General features: G+C 33.8%; 11 protein-coding genes. 8 read left to right on the top strand and 3 right to left on the bottom strand.

The window, feature by feature from the left end:
• Positions 1–178: 178 nt before the first annotated feature.
• Positions 179–3,349 carry an isoleucine--tRNA ligase gene (gene ileS / locus ONG75_RS03540; RefSeq protein ID WP_264375795.1) on the top strand — a complete coding sequence of 1,057 codons (3,171 nt, stop codon included), beginning with the start codon at positions 179–181 and terminating at the stop codon, positions 3,347–3,349.
• A gap of 44 nt (positions 3,350–3,393) precedes the next feature.
• A complete protein-coding gene (locus ONG75_RS03535) occupies positions 3,394–6,234 on the top strand; it encodes a hypothetical protein (protein ID WP_264375794.1) in 2,841 nt (946 codons plus the stop codon).
• On the opposite strand, the gene pheT is transcribed toward ONG75_RS03535, so the two are convergent.
• Together pheT and ONG75_RS03525 are read right to left on the bottom strand one after the other, a co-directional pair.
• The gene (pheT, locus tag ONG75_RS03530) at positions 6,231–8,570 is read right to left on the bottom strand and encodes a phenylalanine--tRNA ligase subunit beta (protein ID WP_264375793.1); all 2,340 of its coding nucleotides are present in this window, start codon (positions 8,568–8,570) and stop codon (positions 6,231–6,233) included. The genes ONG75_RS03535 and pheT overlap by 4 nt on opposite strands.
• Positions 8,571–8,680: 110 nt before the next feature.
• Entirely contained in the window at positions 8,681–8,950 is a 270-nt protein-coding gene (locus ONG75_RS03525) for a hypothetical protein (RefSeq protein WP_010402566.1), read from the bottom strand.
• 216 nt (positions 8,951–9,166) lie between these two features.
• On the opposite strand from ONG75_RS03525, the gene ONG75_RS03520 reads away from it, so the two are divergent.
• The 6 genes from ONG75_RS03520 to ONG75_RS03495 are packed head-to-tail and all read left to right on the top strand — an operon-like array spanning position 9,167 to position 13,712.
• Entirely contained in the window at positions 9,167–9,892 is a 726-nt protein-coding gene (locus ONG75_RS03520; protein ID WP_007302047.1) for a F0F1 ATP synthase subunit A, read from the top strand.
• A gap of 59 nt (positions 9,893–9,951) precedes the next feature.
• Positions 9,952–10,179, top strand: a complete 228-nt coding sequence (locus ONG75_RS03515) for a F0F1 ATP synthase subunit C (protein WP_006014985.1) — start codon at positions 9,952–9,954, stop codon at positions 10,177–10,179.
• Between the two features lie 3 nt (positions 10,180–10,182).
• Positions 10,183–10,662, top strand: coding sequence for a F0F1 ATP synthase subunit B family protein (locus ONG75_RS03510; RefSeq protein WP_007302046.1), 480 nt, complete (start codon positions 10,183–10,185; stop codon positions 10,660–10,662).
• 7 nt (positions 10,663–10,669) lie between these two features.
• The gene (locus ONG75_RS03505) at positions 10,670–11,146 is read left to right on the top strand and encodes a F0F1 ATP synthase subunit B family protein (RefSeq protein WP_052264897.1); all 477 of its coding nucleotides are present in this window, start codon (positions 10,670–10,672) and stop codon (positions 11,144–11,146) included.
• Positions 11,147–11,151: 5 nt separating this feature from the next.
• Positions 11,152–12,741, top strand: coding sequence for a glycosyltransferase family 2 protein (locus tag ONG75_RS03500; protein ID WP_264375792.1), 1,590 nt, complete (start codon positions 11,152–11,154; stop codon positions 12,739–12,741).
• A complete protein-coding gene (locus tag ONG75_RS03495; protein WP_264375791.1) occupies positions 12,723–13,712 on the top strand; it encodes a COX15/CtaA family protein in 990 nt (329 codons plus the stop codon). Before ONG75_RS03500 ends, ONG75_RS03495 begins: the two co-directional genes overlap by 19 nt.
• On the opposite strand, the gene ONG75_RS03490 is transcribed toward ONG75_RS03495, so the two are convergent.
• A complete protein-coding gene (locus ONG75_RS03490) occupies positions 13,695–15,674 on the bottom strand; it encodes an acetyl-CoA carboxylase biotin carboxylase subunit (RefSeq protein WP_264375790.1) in 1,980 nt (659 codons plus the stop codon). The two genes, ONG75_RS03495 and ONG75_RS03490, sit on opposite strands and share 18 nt — an antisense overlap.
• Positions 15,675–15,725: the final 51 nt, after the last annotated feature.

Below are 15,725 nucleotides of genomic sequence, written 5' to 3'. Positions count from 1 at the left end.
GAAATTTCTGATAAGGCCAACTGTTATTGTCTTTATTCATCTTTAACTTAAGTAAATAAGTCTGATTTATTAATATGCTGTATAATAATGTCAACACCTATCAATGTTTATAGAAACAGAGTTTTTGGATTTGTAATTTTCTGGAAAGCTCTATATTCTTTGATTTTATCCAGTTAAAATGAATATGAAGTATTATCCTGATACAAGCAGCAGTCCTGATTTTTCATTGCTAGAAAAGGAAATCATAAAATTTTGGCAGGAAAATAAAATTTTTGAGCAGTCAGTCGAGAAACGTTCCAAGGATCATTGTTTTGTATTTTATGATGGGCCTCCGTTTGCAAATGGACTTCCGCATTACGGACACTTGCTTACTGGTTTTATAAAAGATGCATTTGCAAGATATCAAACTATGCTGCAAAAAAGGGTTGAACGCAGATTTGGTTGGGATTGCCATGGGCTACCGGCTGAGATGGGCGCGGAAAAGGAACTTAGAATATCTGGTAGAACTGAGATAGAGAAATTTGGCATTGAAAAATTCAATAATCATTGCCGTACTTCTGTGATGAAATTTTCATCAGAATGGGAGAAGTATGTAAATAGACAAGCAAGATGGGTAGATTTTCACAATGACTATAAGACTATGGATAAGTCATTCATGGAGTCGGTCATGTGGGCATTTAAGCAGCTTTATGATAAAGGTCTGGTGTATGAATCAATACGCGTTGTTCCCTATAGCTGGGCGTGCGAAACTCCACTCTCTAATTTTGAAACAAGGCTTGATAATGCATATAGAGAAAAAATTAGCAAAGCTGTAACTGTTGCTTTTGAACTTTTAGAAAATCCAAAGCAATTTAAACAAAAATGTAGATTACTTGCTTGGACTACAACGCCTTGGACGTTGCCGAGCAATCTTGCACTGGCAGTAGGGGAGGATATTGAGTATTGTATGGTGTTAGTAAATGGTGAAGTCTGCATCTTTGCTGAAAGTTATTTAGAGAAATTTGTCAGCCACTGTGAACAAAGCAATATTCAATATGAAAACTGTAATACAAAACTTAAAGCGAGTGATCTTGCAGGTCTTTCCTATAAACCACTGTTTGATTACTTTAAAGATACAAAGAATGCGTTCCGTGTTTTCATTGCTGATTATGTTACAGGAGAAGATGGTACTGGTGTTGTGCACACTGCTCCTGGATTTGGTGAAGAAGATTTTTACCTTTGCCAAAGCCATGATATTCGAGCTGTTTGTCCAGTTGATAACGCTGGAAAATTTACTACTGAAGTTTCAGATTTGGCAGGAGTTCATGTTTTTGATGCCAATGATACAGTAATCAAGAAATTAAAAAGGCAGGGGAGCTGGTTTAAAACTGAGCAATATATTCACAATTATCCACACTGCTGGAGAACTGACACTCCTTTAATCTACCGCACTATGCCTTCTTGGTATGTTGCTGTGACAAAGTTTAAGGGAAGAATGACAGAGCTAAATAAGAGAGTTAATTGGATGCCAAATCATATAAGAGATGGTCAATTTGGAAAATGGCTTGAAGGAGCGCACGACTGGTCTATTTCACGCAATCGATTCTGGGGTACTCCAATTCCTGTGTGGAAATCAGACGATGCAAAATATCCAAGAGTGGATGTGTATGGCTCAATAGCAGAACTAGAGCGAGACTTTAATGTTAAGATAGATGACTTGCACAGACCGTTTATCGATACTTTGACGAGACCAAATCCTGATGATCCAACAGGAAAATCAGTTATGCGTCGTGTGCCTGATGTGTTTGATTGTTGGTTTGAGTCTGGCTCGATGCCGTTCGCGCAAGTTCACTATCCGTTTGAAAATAAAGAATGGTTCGAGAAAAATTTCCCTGCGGATTTTATCACTGAATATATAGCACAAACAAGAGGATGGTTCTATACGCTTTTTGTGCTTTCCACTGCTTTATTTGACAGTGAGCCATTTAAGAATTGCATATGCCACGGTGTGGTTCTTGATGTGAAAGGGCAGAAATTATCCAAACGTCTGAATAATTATGCGGACCCAATGGAAGTGTTTGACAAATATGGTTCTGATGCGCTGCGTTTTCTTATGCTGTCTGGTTCCATTGTCTGCGGTGGTAATTTACTACTCGACAAAGAAGGAAATTTAGTGCGTGATGTTCTGAAAAACGTAATAAAACCTATTTGGAACAGTTATCACTTTTTTACTATGTATGCAAATGCAGATGGAATTAAAGCTGAGATTTGTAGGGATTATCAGAATACTATTGATTGCTACATGATTTCAAAATGTTTTGAAGCTGTGGAAGGTATGCGAGCTTCTATGAACAACTATAACTCTCAGGAAGCTTGCAAAATCTTGACAGATTTTTTTGAAGTGCTAAATAATTGGTATATTCGTCGCAGTCGCGAGCGTTTTTGGAAAAGTGACTTAGATCAAGATAAAACCGACGCTTATAATGTTCTATACACAGTTTTTTATTACATACTACGGGCTGCAGCTCCTTTGTTGCCACTTATAACAGAGACTATATGGCAGGGGCTGAAGTATAAGGAAACATCTGTTCATTTGGCTGATTTTCCACAATTAGATAGATATAATAGTGAACTCATTGCCAAGATGGATTTGGTAAGAGAAATATGTAATGCTGCACTCTCTATTAGAAACATGTTTAACATACGTATAAGGCAGCCACTTGGTAGCATGACTATTTATCATAAGTCTTCCTGCAATTTTCTTGAAGATGAATATCAAGAGATGGTAAGAGATGAGGTGAATGTAAAAGCACTAGAAATAGTAAGTGAATTGAAAGAGGTTGCATCACTAGAGTTAAAATTAAATTTTCCTGTGCTTGGAAGAAAAGTTCCAGACAAAATCAAGAAACTAGTTCAATACGTTAAGGAAGGAAAGTGGAAGCAAGTTGAAAACGAACAGATATTTTTGGGAGATGAAACAGAGAGCTATACTATGGAAAAAGGTGAATATGAACTATTATTAAAAGCAAACAGTGAATATTCTGCTGTGTTTGATAATAACAAAGGAGTTGTTATTCTAAATACTGAATTAAATAATGAACTAATTCTAGAAGGGCTGGCAAGAGATATTGTGAGGCTTATTCAAGAAACTAGAAAACAGGCTGATTTTTATATATCAGATAGAATCAGAGTAATAATCAAAGCAGAAGATGAGAAAATTAAGGAAGCAATAAATACATGGGTTGAATATATAAAAGATCAGACCCTTGCCTTATCTTTGGACACTAATAAAGAGATCGAGGCCGATTTCTATTCTAAGGAATACCAAGGTTTGACAGTTGGTATTAAGTTAATAAAGTTGCAAAGTTAGTAATGTTTATGCTATACTTAAATTGCTTTAAGTAGGGTGGTGATATGAATCAAGTTGTTGCAGATGATCATAGAGAAGTTATTGATTTAAATAACAATAGTGATGGTTTAGGTAAAGTAGAATCTATTTCCAATGTTGCTTTGGAAGAGGAAGAAGAGTTTTTTGATGCTATGGAAGATGTTTCTAATGTAGAAGAAGGGAATGATTTAGGTCTTGCTAATTCAGAAGAGGAAGAAGAGTTTTTTGATGCTGTAAGTAAGCAGGATTGGTTAATTAAACAAATAGCTGCTTTTAATGTTCCGCTCAGTATATTCCATTATAAGGATTATGACTCTGACTTTTTTACCTCTTGGTATAATATGTCAAGCGAAATATTGAAAGAGATAAACAGAGCTTGCCCAGAGAAGAAAGTATTAAATTTAGCTCTGTCAGTTTTAATGCTCCCTTATATTGCTTTTACTGCACTGGGGTTAGTCATATACAGTAGATTTAAAGCAAATAGCAAGACACAAGAAGGTGTAGTGGAAGATAAGACAAAAAAGAGTGAAACAGGTGTGCCAAAAAGATTGGCATATGGCGCTCTTGCTGCAATGGCAATTTTTGTTAATGTGACTGTGCTTGTAGCCTTAATCGTTCCTGCAACAGTTGCTTTGGCTACTTTTTATCTTTTAAATAGAGATTTATCTCACTCTTTAGTTACTGCTCTTAAAATAACTATGGGGCAGTATTCTAATAAGCACCAAAATATTGAGATATCTTTTCATGAAACGGAGTTTCCTGAACCAAACATTACATGGGATATGGAAATAAAATTTCCACCGCAATTTAAACAACTGCTTAGAGATTTATGTGAAAATGGAAATGATAAATGGTTTAGTGTGAAGCGGGGTTTAGAGCATAATATCATACTGAAATTATCAGCTAGTATCAATTTAAACAATGGTCTTAAGCCCTTGCACAATGAAATTAAGAATGTGATTGCAACTTCAATTCAAGAATTCGCAAAAACTATGGAAGAGCTGGTGAAGCTAGAAAAAGAAGAGATTACACGTGATAAATTGAAGGAATTATTGAACGAATTCAGGCTGAAAGTTGTAGATAGTATAGGCCATCAATTGACAACTCATTTGATAGAAAATGCTTATCAAGTTGCCTTCATACAAGCAATTAAGTTTCAGCAAAATAGACGGGGAGAAGATTTTTCACTGGAGGATGAGCTAAAAAATACTTTAGTGAAACAGAAATTAGAAAGTCAAGGTAAGGAATTACCAAATGAGAAAGAGATGATAATAGGAGATATAAAAAAACTGAAAAATAAAGAGGCACTTGATTTAGCTGATGAAGATGATCGATTAGAAGCATTGGGAAAAGTAGGTGGGATAACAAGAGATATAAGTGATGATGCACTTCCTGTATTTAAAGCAGAGTGGGAACGACTTAAAGAAGAAGGGAAAATAGCTAAGAGTACAATCATTGATGTTTATAAGGATATATATCCTCAAGAAACGAAGAAAGCTCTAGATAACACTAAAAGAGAGATTGAGTGTTTAAAAAAAGAAGGACAGGAAAGATATATTAGGATACATGAAAAATTGAAAGCAATATATGATGAAGGAAAAAATAACTTAACAGACAATGATTTAAAAAGGAAATTAGAAGGTCTTTTTAAGTTCGAGTATGGTGATCAAGAAGTTGAGCGAAGGCTAGTAAAATCAGTAATGAGAAAAGCAAAGGGTGAGTTAAGCCTGTTAGGAATACTAAGCTTAATAGACCAGTTTCGAGATTTAGAAGAGGAGATAAAAGGTCCTTTGAATGGGGAAAGTTTAGAAGAAGCTTCAGGTAAAGTGAATGATTTTATAGCAAAGATGTATTTAGAAATAACGAAACGTAAAACGCAAGATTTGTTTAAAAGTCAAGCAAAGGGTATAGAGAATTCATGTAAGCTGTTAGAGGAAAAGGAGCCGGATTTAGTACAGAGGATTAATGTGCACCGAGTGAAAATTGCAGAATGCTTAGATCAACCTATATCGTTAAGAGAAGTAATAGAAGTAATAGAAGTAATAGAAGAAAGTGAGGATTTAAATAAGTACTTAGAAGATGAGCGAAAGAGAAAAGGAGAAAAGCATCCAAATACAAAGCTAATACAGAAGCACTTAGAAAATAACAAAGAAATTCTAAAAGCATTAGAACAGTTAAAATTAGAAAAAGAAGGATTATTGATAAATGAAGAAACAAAAAATGATTATAGAGAAGAACTGGAATCTCGCGAAAAAATAAAGTTTGCAATAATAGAAGATGATTTACTTAAAGCATTCGAGCATGAAATTTTTGATGAAGAAGCAATTAAGAAGTTACTAGAGAGAGCAGAACTTGAGTACTATTTGGCAGAAAAGTGCATAAAAAGTCCTGTGATTAAGACAAAAGACAATATCAAACATTTTTGTCAAGATTTATTGTCTCCTTTAATAAATAGGTTGGTGGAAAATATAGTAAATAATGTACCAAAAAGTGATAAGAGTTCATGGCTGCAGCCTATAAAAGCTATTAGGACAGGCTTGGGATATATTCAAACAGGTCTTGCCGTTGCAATGCGTGGGGATAAGAGCACAGAAGGAAAAGCGTTGAGTGTGGCACATGATACTCATAAGGAAGTAGAAACATTTCTTCAACATTTTCAATCAAGTTATGAGGAAGTAGGAGTTTTTTTGGGTAATTTATTTTCTGATGATGGAACGACATTTAAAAATGATGTATGGCCTAAAGTAGAAGAGCATTTGCATGGAATGTGGGATAGGTTTTTCAAGGATATTGAATTCAAGATAGGGAATAAATTGGATGAAGTAAACGTGACACAGCAAAATCAGGAAACGGCGATTACGGCTTAATAATGAGCTCTCAAAGTTCCTTCAGTATTTTTACACACTAAGTTTACTATCATATTTGATTCTTTTTGGATTTCCTCTTCAGTTAAAGTGTGAGTTGGAGAGCAGAAAGTAACTGAAAATGCTATAGACATCTTATTCGATTCTATATTGTTTCCATGATATACATCAAATATCAAAACTTCTGTGATGAGCTCTGAGCTTTTTTTCACCATATTGATTATACTGCCTGCTGCTACATCTTTATTTACAATAAATGCAAAGTCGCGTTTTACACTTTGATATTTATAATCGATAAATTTTTTTCTACTTATAGGTAAATTTTCGATATTTTCTAATATCAACTCAAAGCCTACAATTTTTTGTTTAATGTTAAAAAAATCCAATATACTCGGATGCAATTCTCCAAAATAACCAACTATTTTACTTCTAAAAGATAAGGAGCCTGATTTTCCTGGGTGATAATATTCTTTTTCTGCTCTCTCTATTGCTAAATTATCACAATTGACATTAAAAAGTTCCAAAGCTGTTATGAGGTCAGCCTTTGCGTCAAAAATATCTATTTTCCTATCAGTGTTATAGTGGTTTTTCGGCGAATTATTTCCTGATCTAATTCCACTTAAAACGTACTTAGACTGAGCCTCACCATTATAAATTGGTCCAATTTCAAAAATTGCGAGATCAGATATCCCGTGAGCAATATTATCTGCAGTAACTTGCAACAAATTTGGTATGACACTTGGCCTCATTATATTGAAGTTATTATTAAATGGATTATCGATAATGAATAACTTATTCAAGTAACCAAACTTTTCAGCTGTTGATTCACTCATAAAAGACCAAGTTATCACTTCATGAAACCCTCTGCTTGTCATTAAAATGCGCAAATCATCTTGTGTCTCTTCTTCTACTGTAACGTCTTCTGCTAGTTGCTCTTCCTTTATTTTATCATAGCCGTATATTCTTACTACCTCTTCAACTAGGTCAGCAGGTATGGTTATGTCTGGTCTCCAGCTTGGTACTTGTATATTCCAATTACCTTCGGTTTTTTTATCGATACTAAACCCTAGCTTTGTTAAAATATCGAATACCTCATTAGGTGATGCAGATACACTTCCAAGTTTGTTTGCATTCTGATAATCAAAATTTATCTTGGTATAAGCCTTATTCAAATTGCCAGCAGACACTATGCTTGACACTTCTCCGCCACATAAATCCAAAATCATTTTGGCTGCAAGATTGAGTCCATCAAGGGTAAATTCAGGGTCAATTGAACGTGCAAATCTGTAACTTGAGTCTGTGGAGATGCCTAGCTGCCTTGAAGATTTAGTGATGGAGATGGGGTCAAACCAAGCAGACTCTAAAAAGATATCAGTAGTTTCAAGAGTGCATTCACTGTACTTACTGCCCATAATTCCAGCAATTGCCTGAACGTTTTTATCATCAGAAATAACGCTTATGTCTTTGTTCAATGAGTATTCTTTATCATTTAAACCAATAAATTTTTCTCCATCGTTTGCTTTACGTACTGTGAGCTCTCCTTCTATTTTTTTTGCATTATATGTATGCATTGGGCGATTAAAGGATATCATGATGTAATTAGTAATATCAACTATTGCAGAAATGGAGCGCATTCCTATCGATTCCAGACTATCTTTTAGCCATTTTGGACTCTCTTTATTTTTTACATTAGTGATATATACTCCACTAATAAAACTCTCCCCATCGATGACTTTGACGTTTATTAGTGAGTTCATAGAAGCGGTAAGTTGTGGAATGATTAAAGTCTTTAACGTTCCAATTCCAGTTGCTGCTAGATCACGTGCTATTCCATAAACACCTAAGCAATCTCCACGGTTTGGAGTGATGTTTATGTCAATTACAGGATCGCAATTGAAAAATTTATCTCCTGTTTTATAATCATCAGAAAGCTCGATTATTCCTTCACTTTCATCTTGAGTCAGCGAAAGCTCAGAGGCAGAGCAGAGCATCCCTTCACTTAGCACTCCTCTTATTTTTGTAGGCTTAATTGTAAAGTTGCTTTCTGGCAATGTGCTACCAAGAGATGCAAGTACAGTCTTCATGCCTTCTTTAACATTTTTTGCTCCGCAGACTATCTGCAGAACTTTACTTCCATCATTTACTCTACATAATTTTAATTTATCAGCATTTGGATGAGGTGCGACTTCTAATACTTCTGCAACAACAAACCCGGCCAATCTGGAATTGTCGATCACATTCTCTACTTCCAACCCTATGTGAGTTAATTTATCAGTAATTTCCTCTAAACTAGCATTGGTTTCTAAGTACTCTAATAACCAAGATAATGTGAACTTCATTTATCTAACAAGAAACAAGAATTCATTGTAATGTAAAATGTGATGTTTTTAAAGTTTGTTGTAATAAGTGCCTTCTATATTGCAAGAAACAACAGAGAAGCCTACTCTTTCTACAAAGAAAGAATTTTCTTTATATCACCTTTGCAGTCCATTTCCATGCAGAGTTGAATGTTCATATTGTGATCATCTATATGGAAATTATAAATGTAAGCATCACCAGTGAAATTTCCTATAACATCATGGCTTTCATTTAGCATTTCACCTGCCATGTGGAAAAGACCAGTGTCTGAGTTAGAAGAATAATCTGTAAACTTGATGTACCCGTTACCACATTCCTGTTCTAAATTTAAAGGTGGATTAGTAAAATCTATTTCGTTCATAATTGCCTCATATTAAAATTAAATTATAGTTAAAATAAGATATTAAGTCAAGAATTTAGAATAAGATTGGTAGCTGACTATAATTTGCATTTTAATTGTATATTTTGTTAATATGTTAATGCTATAATAATACAGAGCTCCTTATATTAATTCTTGACTTTATTCTATAAAATTTATACTTTATTTACTGCTGCAGTTTAAGTATACAGGGTCAAAATGGCGTTAAATCCGCTAGAACAATTTAAAGTATATACAATAATAGAACTACCAAAATTATTTGGGTATGACATAAACTTTACCAACTCATCTCTTTTTATGATGATCTCGGTGATATTAATGGTACTGTTTTTGCTCCTTGGAATAAGAAAAGGTGCAGTAATACCAGGATATTTGCAAGCTGCAGTTGAATATGTATATGATTTTGTTGTTTCAATAATAGAAAGTAACACTGGAAGCAAAGGTTTGGAGCACATTCCTTTGATATTTACAGTATTTATTTTCATTTTATCGTGTAATTTAGTTGGTGTTCTTCCTTATAGTTTCACAGTTACAAGTCATGTGATAGTTACCTTCGCTTTATCAATGGTGGTTTTTACTTATATAACGATTGTTGGGTTTAAAGAAAGAGGAGTAGAATTTTTACGCATATTGCTACCAAAAGGAACTCCTTCGTGGCTTGCACCTATAATCATCATTATTAAATTATTTGCTTATTTAGTAAGACCGATTAGTTTATCAATAAGGCTTGCAGCAAATATGATTGCGGGTCATACAATCATCAAAGTGATAGCAGGATTCGTCATAAATATGAACATATTTTTTACACCTGCACCTTTTTTGTTTATAATTGCACTAATAGGATTTGAAGTATTTGTTGCAGTTTTGCAAGCTTATATATTTACTATATTAACATGTGTATATTTGTCAGATGCAGTAAAGTAATTGACTTCCTTGCAGAATATTTTACAATTATATTATAAAGAAATAGTTAAAGGTAATATATGGATTTAGTGGCTTTAAAATTTATAGCAATTGGTTTGGCTGTATTTGGAATGCTCGGTGCTGGTTTAGGTATAGCTAATATCTTCTCTGCTATGTTAAATGGGATTGCGAGAAATCCTGAGTCAGAAGGTAAAATGAAAAGTTACGTTTATATTGGTGCTGCCATGGTTGAAATCATGGGGTTGCTTGCGTTTGTACTTGCAATGTTATTAATATTTGCTGCTTAACAGATGCCACAGCTTGATGTTTCAACTTTCTCTTCTCAAATTTTTTGGTTTTTAATTTTTTTCTCTTCACTTTTTTTTGTAGTGAGTTGTTTGTTTTTACCGAAGTTAGATGAAATAATAAGCACTAGAAGTAAAGAAGTGTTAGATTCATTTAATAGTTCTATTCACCTTTTAAGACTTACAGAAGAGCAAATTGCCAAGTATAATGCAGCTTTAAATCAAGCTAGAGTACGGGCAAAAAAAATCATAGATGATGCATTTGCTCAAGTAGAAGAAATGAGAGCGAATGTTAAGGATATATTGGAAGAGGAAGACAAGAAGATGATTAAACTTGTTGAAGAAAAGGTAGTACAATTTAAATCTAAGTATATTAGTGAATTAAAACAAATGGCTACTAGTATTGCTTTGATTTACTATACTAAGTTAACTAATTCTGAGATTGAAGAGGAATTTGTTGCTGACTTGGTGTCAAAAGAATTTTAGGGTTTTTATGTCTACATTACTAGTTATAAGCCTTGCTTTTTTAGTAGGTTTTATCCTCTCATATAAATTGCTAAGGAAGGTAATAAAAAACGCGCTTAACAATAAACGTAACAAAAGCAAGTTTTCAAGTGAAGAAACTGAAAAATTCAGAAAAGATATGTTGGAGTATTACAAAAAATCTTCTGAAAAATACAAAAAATTAGATGCAGAAGTTAACAAAATGATGAATGAAGCACTTGATAAGGCTAATAGTATTATTAAGCATAATAGACAGCAACTCGATCAAACGTTAGATGAAAATGCCCATTCTAATTTGAAGAAAGTTACTGACCAAGTTGAAAAAGCTCTTGGGGATTTACAAGCTAACACAGCGAGTATAGCTGCTGATGCTGTAAAAAAAATAATGCATGAACGTAAAGATGATAAGCGTAGTAGTGAGGTTATATCTTCGTTTTCACGTGACTTGAGCAAAAAGTTGCATTAAGTTTAATGCCTGTACTTCAAACTGATAATGTAGAAAAAATTAAATTTGATTCTAGTTTATGCAAAGAACAAGAGAAACTTTTCTACTATAGGTTTAATATAATTCCTTGGCAAAAATTAAATGATACTACTTTTTTTATGGTTGAAGACATAAGCCAAGATATCAACCTTTGGGTCGAATCTCATTACGGTATTGAATATGTATTGATAAAAGTAGATAGCAAACAGATTTTAAATCTTCTTAACTCACACTTTGGTATTTCAGAATTCGCAAGTAACTACTTATATTATAAGAATCCTAATTTTTCAGCTAAAAGCATTAGGCTCAGTTCAATCTTTTTTTCCTCTTTCTTTGTTATGATTTCGACTTTAACACTGACAAAAAAATATGCATATTTTGCTTTGGTGTTGATATTTATAATCGGATGTTCTAGTTCTTTATTCAAATTTGTAACTAAAATTTTTGGCTTGCGTAAAATTTCTAACCAAAAAGCAGATTATGATAAGATGAATGAACCTATATATACTATTTTATTGCCTGCTTTTAAAGAGAATGCGGTTATAAAGCAATTGATTAAGAGCATTGAAAGTTTGGATTATCCAAAATCAAAATTAGATGTAAAGCTTGTGATAGAGAGCGATGATCAAGAAATGTTGGCAGCTATAGAAAAATGCACTTTACCACAGTATTTTGAAGTAATAAAAGCGCCTCATTCTCTGCCTAGAACAAAAGCTAAGTCATGCAATTATGCTATGAGCTTTGCTAGAGGAAAGTATGTGGTAATATATGATGCAGATGACAAGCCAGATCCGTTGCAGTTAAAAAAAGCACTAATTGAATTTAATAAGGGCGACGAAAAGTTGGCTTGTGTACAGGCGAAATTAAATTACTATAACTTTGGTTGCAATTTTCTTACAAAATTCTTTTCTCTCGAGTATATGAACTGGTTTCAATATTTTTTGCCTGGATTTCAAAAAATGAACATGCCAATACCTTTGGGTGGTAGCAGTAACCATTTTTCAGTGGAAATTTTAAAGAAAGTGCTTTTTTGGGATGCTTACAATGTCACTGAAGACGCTGACCTTGGTTTGAGACTTGCGCAAATGGGATATAAAACCAGGATTATTGATTCAGAAACATTGGAAGAATCACCAACTACTGTGTTTGCTTGGATCAAACAAAGAGCACGCTGGATTAAAGGTTATATGCAAACTTATATCGTTCATTTAAAAAATATAAAATTACTTTTTAAGCACACTGGGCTTAAGGGAGTTTTGCTATTAAACCTTTTTGTTGGTTCCTCAGCTTTTATATTTTTCACGACTCCTTTTTTGTTACTTTCATTGGTGCTGACTCAAATTTTGAATGAATTATTCTTATATTATTTTATAATAGTATACGGTATTAACTTGATTTTTTTGATAATAGCTATCAGACAACAAAAAATGCCTTTTTATTTTTATATAGTATCAATATTTTTTCCCGTCTATAGTCTACTACATAGCGTTGCAGCTTTTCTCGCTTTGTGGGAATTTGTTATTCACCCTCAGCAATGGAATAAAACTCAGCATGGATTATGGAAGCAAAACCTGTAGCTATTTGGCTTTTTCTCTGCTCTCTCATGGTGATTTGCATGGTGGGAATTGGTGGATTTACCAGACTTTCAAAAGCAGGATTGTCAATCACGGAATGGAAACCAATTACCGGAACATTGCCACCGCTGAGTGAACAAGACTGGCTAAAAGAAAAATCAAAATATGAAGCTACACCTGAATATAAAGCATTTAATTATGGTATGAGTATGGAAGAGTTTCGCACCATATACTTAATAGAATATGTGCACAGGTTAATTGCAAGGCTGACAGGTTTAGTTTTTATCTTACCATTTATATACTTTACACTAAAAAAAAGAATACCTAAAAATGCAGTAATAAGGTTATCTACAGCACTATTATTTGGAATTTTACAAGCTTTTGCTGGTTGGTATATGGTAAAAAGCGGTTTGGTATCTAATCCTCATGTTAGTCACTATAAGCTTGCACTTCACTTACTGCTTGCATTGGTTATTTTTGCATTATTGTCGTATCAATTTTTTGATTACCAAATCAAACCAAGGCAAACTAAACTTAAGGTTAGTACATGTTACATATGGATAATTTTAATCCTAGTGACAGTACAAATAATCTTCGGTGCATTTGTTGCAGGGCTAAATGCTGGTTTAATTTACAATACCTTTCCACTAATGGATGGACAAATTGTTCCGGAAGATTTATTTTTCTTACAGCCTACATGGCTCAATATCTTTGAAAATAGAGTAACAGTGCAATTCATACACCGGGCATTGGCATTGCTGATATTAGTTCTGACAGCAATACTCACAATAAAAAATGCCAGTGTAAAACCAGTATATATTATGCTACTCTCCGTCATTATTCAGGTAATTTTAGGAGTAGTCACTTTGTTGCTGCATATACCAATGGCCATTGCCATAGCCCATCAAATGTTTTCATTTATCTTATTTGGGTCAGGTTTATATTTCTTGTGTTATTTAAGAAAGCAGATCTAATACCAAATCACCAGCCTGTACATTTTTCCCCTCTGTAACAGGGATATTTTTTATCACCATTTCTGATTCAGCACATATGATATTTTCCATTTTCATTGCCTCCACAACAAAGAGAGGTTGTCCTATTTCTACCTGATCTCCAGCATTTACGTGTAATTTAACTAATAAACCAGATATTGGAGATTTCACAGTGTCTACTGAAATCCCTTCTGTTTTGTTGTTTAGCATTAATTTGCTTAGTTTAGCTACATGAGGTTTCAATACACAACATTTAGCTTTCATACCTGCGTGTCTTATAAAGTATTTGCTGCCTTGCCTTTCTATTTTAAGTGCTATATTGGTATCATCATTAATTGTTATATATAACAACCTGTAACTTGGTTTCCACTTACCTACCACGGAGTATTTATTGTGGTTATATACTGTTGTTAATGTGTTATCTTGATATTTTGCATTTACGGAGTACTCATTATCGTCTATTTTCACTATGAATGCTTCATCTATTGACTTACTGTAATACTTTCCCTCATTTTCTAAGTGAACATACAGTGCAGCAAAAATAAATATTTTAATATATTCCTCTGTGATAAAATCGCCTTGAAACCCACTGGGATAATGGTCTGGAATGAATCTTGTGTGGAGTTTTGCTGCAATAAAATTTGGATTATGGAAGATGGATTCTAGAAATTCTATGTTGTTTATTACTTCCCCTATATAGCACTCAGACAAAGCTTTTTGCATTCTGCTGATCGCCTCTATTCTATCTTTTCCATAGGTTATAATTTTTGCAATCATTGAATCGTAGAACATGCTGATTTCTGAACCGCTAGCTACTCCATCATCTATTCTTACATGACCATTTTCATCTGGTTTGTCGTAATATTTGATTCTTCCGCTGGAAGGAAAAAATTTCTTTGATGGGTCTTCAGCACAAATTCTACTTTCTATTGCAGAACCAGTAAGTTTAATATCATCCTGATTGAATCTCAATTTTTCTCCACAGGAAGTTCTAATCATTTCTTCTACTATGTCTATTCCAGTTATAAATTCTGTTACTGGATGCTCAACTTGTAATCTCGTATTTACCTCAAGAAAATAGAAGTTTTGGTCTTTATCTACAACAAACTCGACAGTACCTGCTGAAAAATAACCAACTTGCTTTGCCAAAGAAACACATTGGGCATACATTTTTTGTCTTACTTCTTCACTAATAAATGGACTTGGAGTTTCTTCCATTATTTTCTGGTTATTCCTTTGTATCGAGCATTCCCTCTCTCCAAGACACACTATATTGCCATATTTATCTGCTATGATTTGTATTTCAATGTGTCTTGGCAGCTCTATATATTTCTCTATAAAAATACTGCCATCTTTAAAACTTTTCTCTGCTTCATTTGTTGCTGATGTAAATGCTAGTTCAATTTCTTTTTTGGAATATACAATTCGCATTCCTTTGCCACCACCACCTGATGCAGCTTTGAGCATAACGGGAAAACCAATCTCTTCAGCAACGATGGCTGCGTGGGCAGCATCTTCGATCTTACCCATATATCCTGGCACTACATTTACTCCAGCTTTTCTTGCCTCTTCTTTTGCCGTTATTTTATTGGCTGTAACTTCTATTGTTTCTGCACTTGGACCAATGAAATCTATGTTATGTTTTTCCAGAGCACGGGGAAAATCTGGATTTTCTGCTAAAAACCCATAGCCAGGATGAACCGCTTCAGCACCTGTTTCAACTGCCACCTCGCATATTTTTTCAATATTTAAATAACTCAGGCAAGAAGGTGAAGGACCAATGTACTTCGACTCATCTGCTTGCCTTACATGCACAGAATTTACATCTGCATCTGAATATACGCATACACAAGATATACCCATCTTGCGCGCAGTTTTGATTATCCTGCAAGCAATCTCTCCTCTATTTGCTATTAAAATTTTACTATACTTCTTTCTTATCATCTTATCAGTATACTTTCTTAAGTTAAGAAAGTAAATTTCTATATTATTCCT

This window comes from Wolbachia endosymbiont (group B) of Sphaerophoria taeniata (genome assembly GCF_947179355.1).
Lineage (GTDB): Bacteria > Pseudomonadota > Alphaproteobacteria > Rickettsiales > Anaplasmataceae > Wolbachia.
The sequence above is the reverse complement of the archived record's forward strand: the minus strand, read 5'-3'. Positions and strand labels throughout refer to the sequence as shown.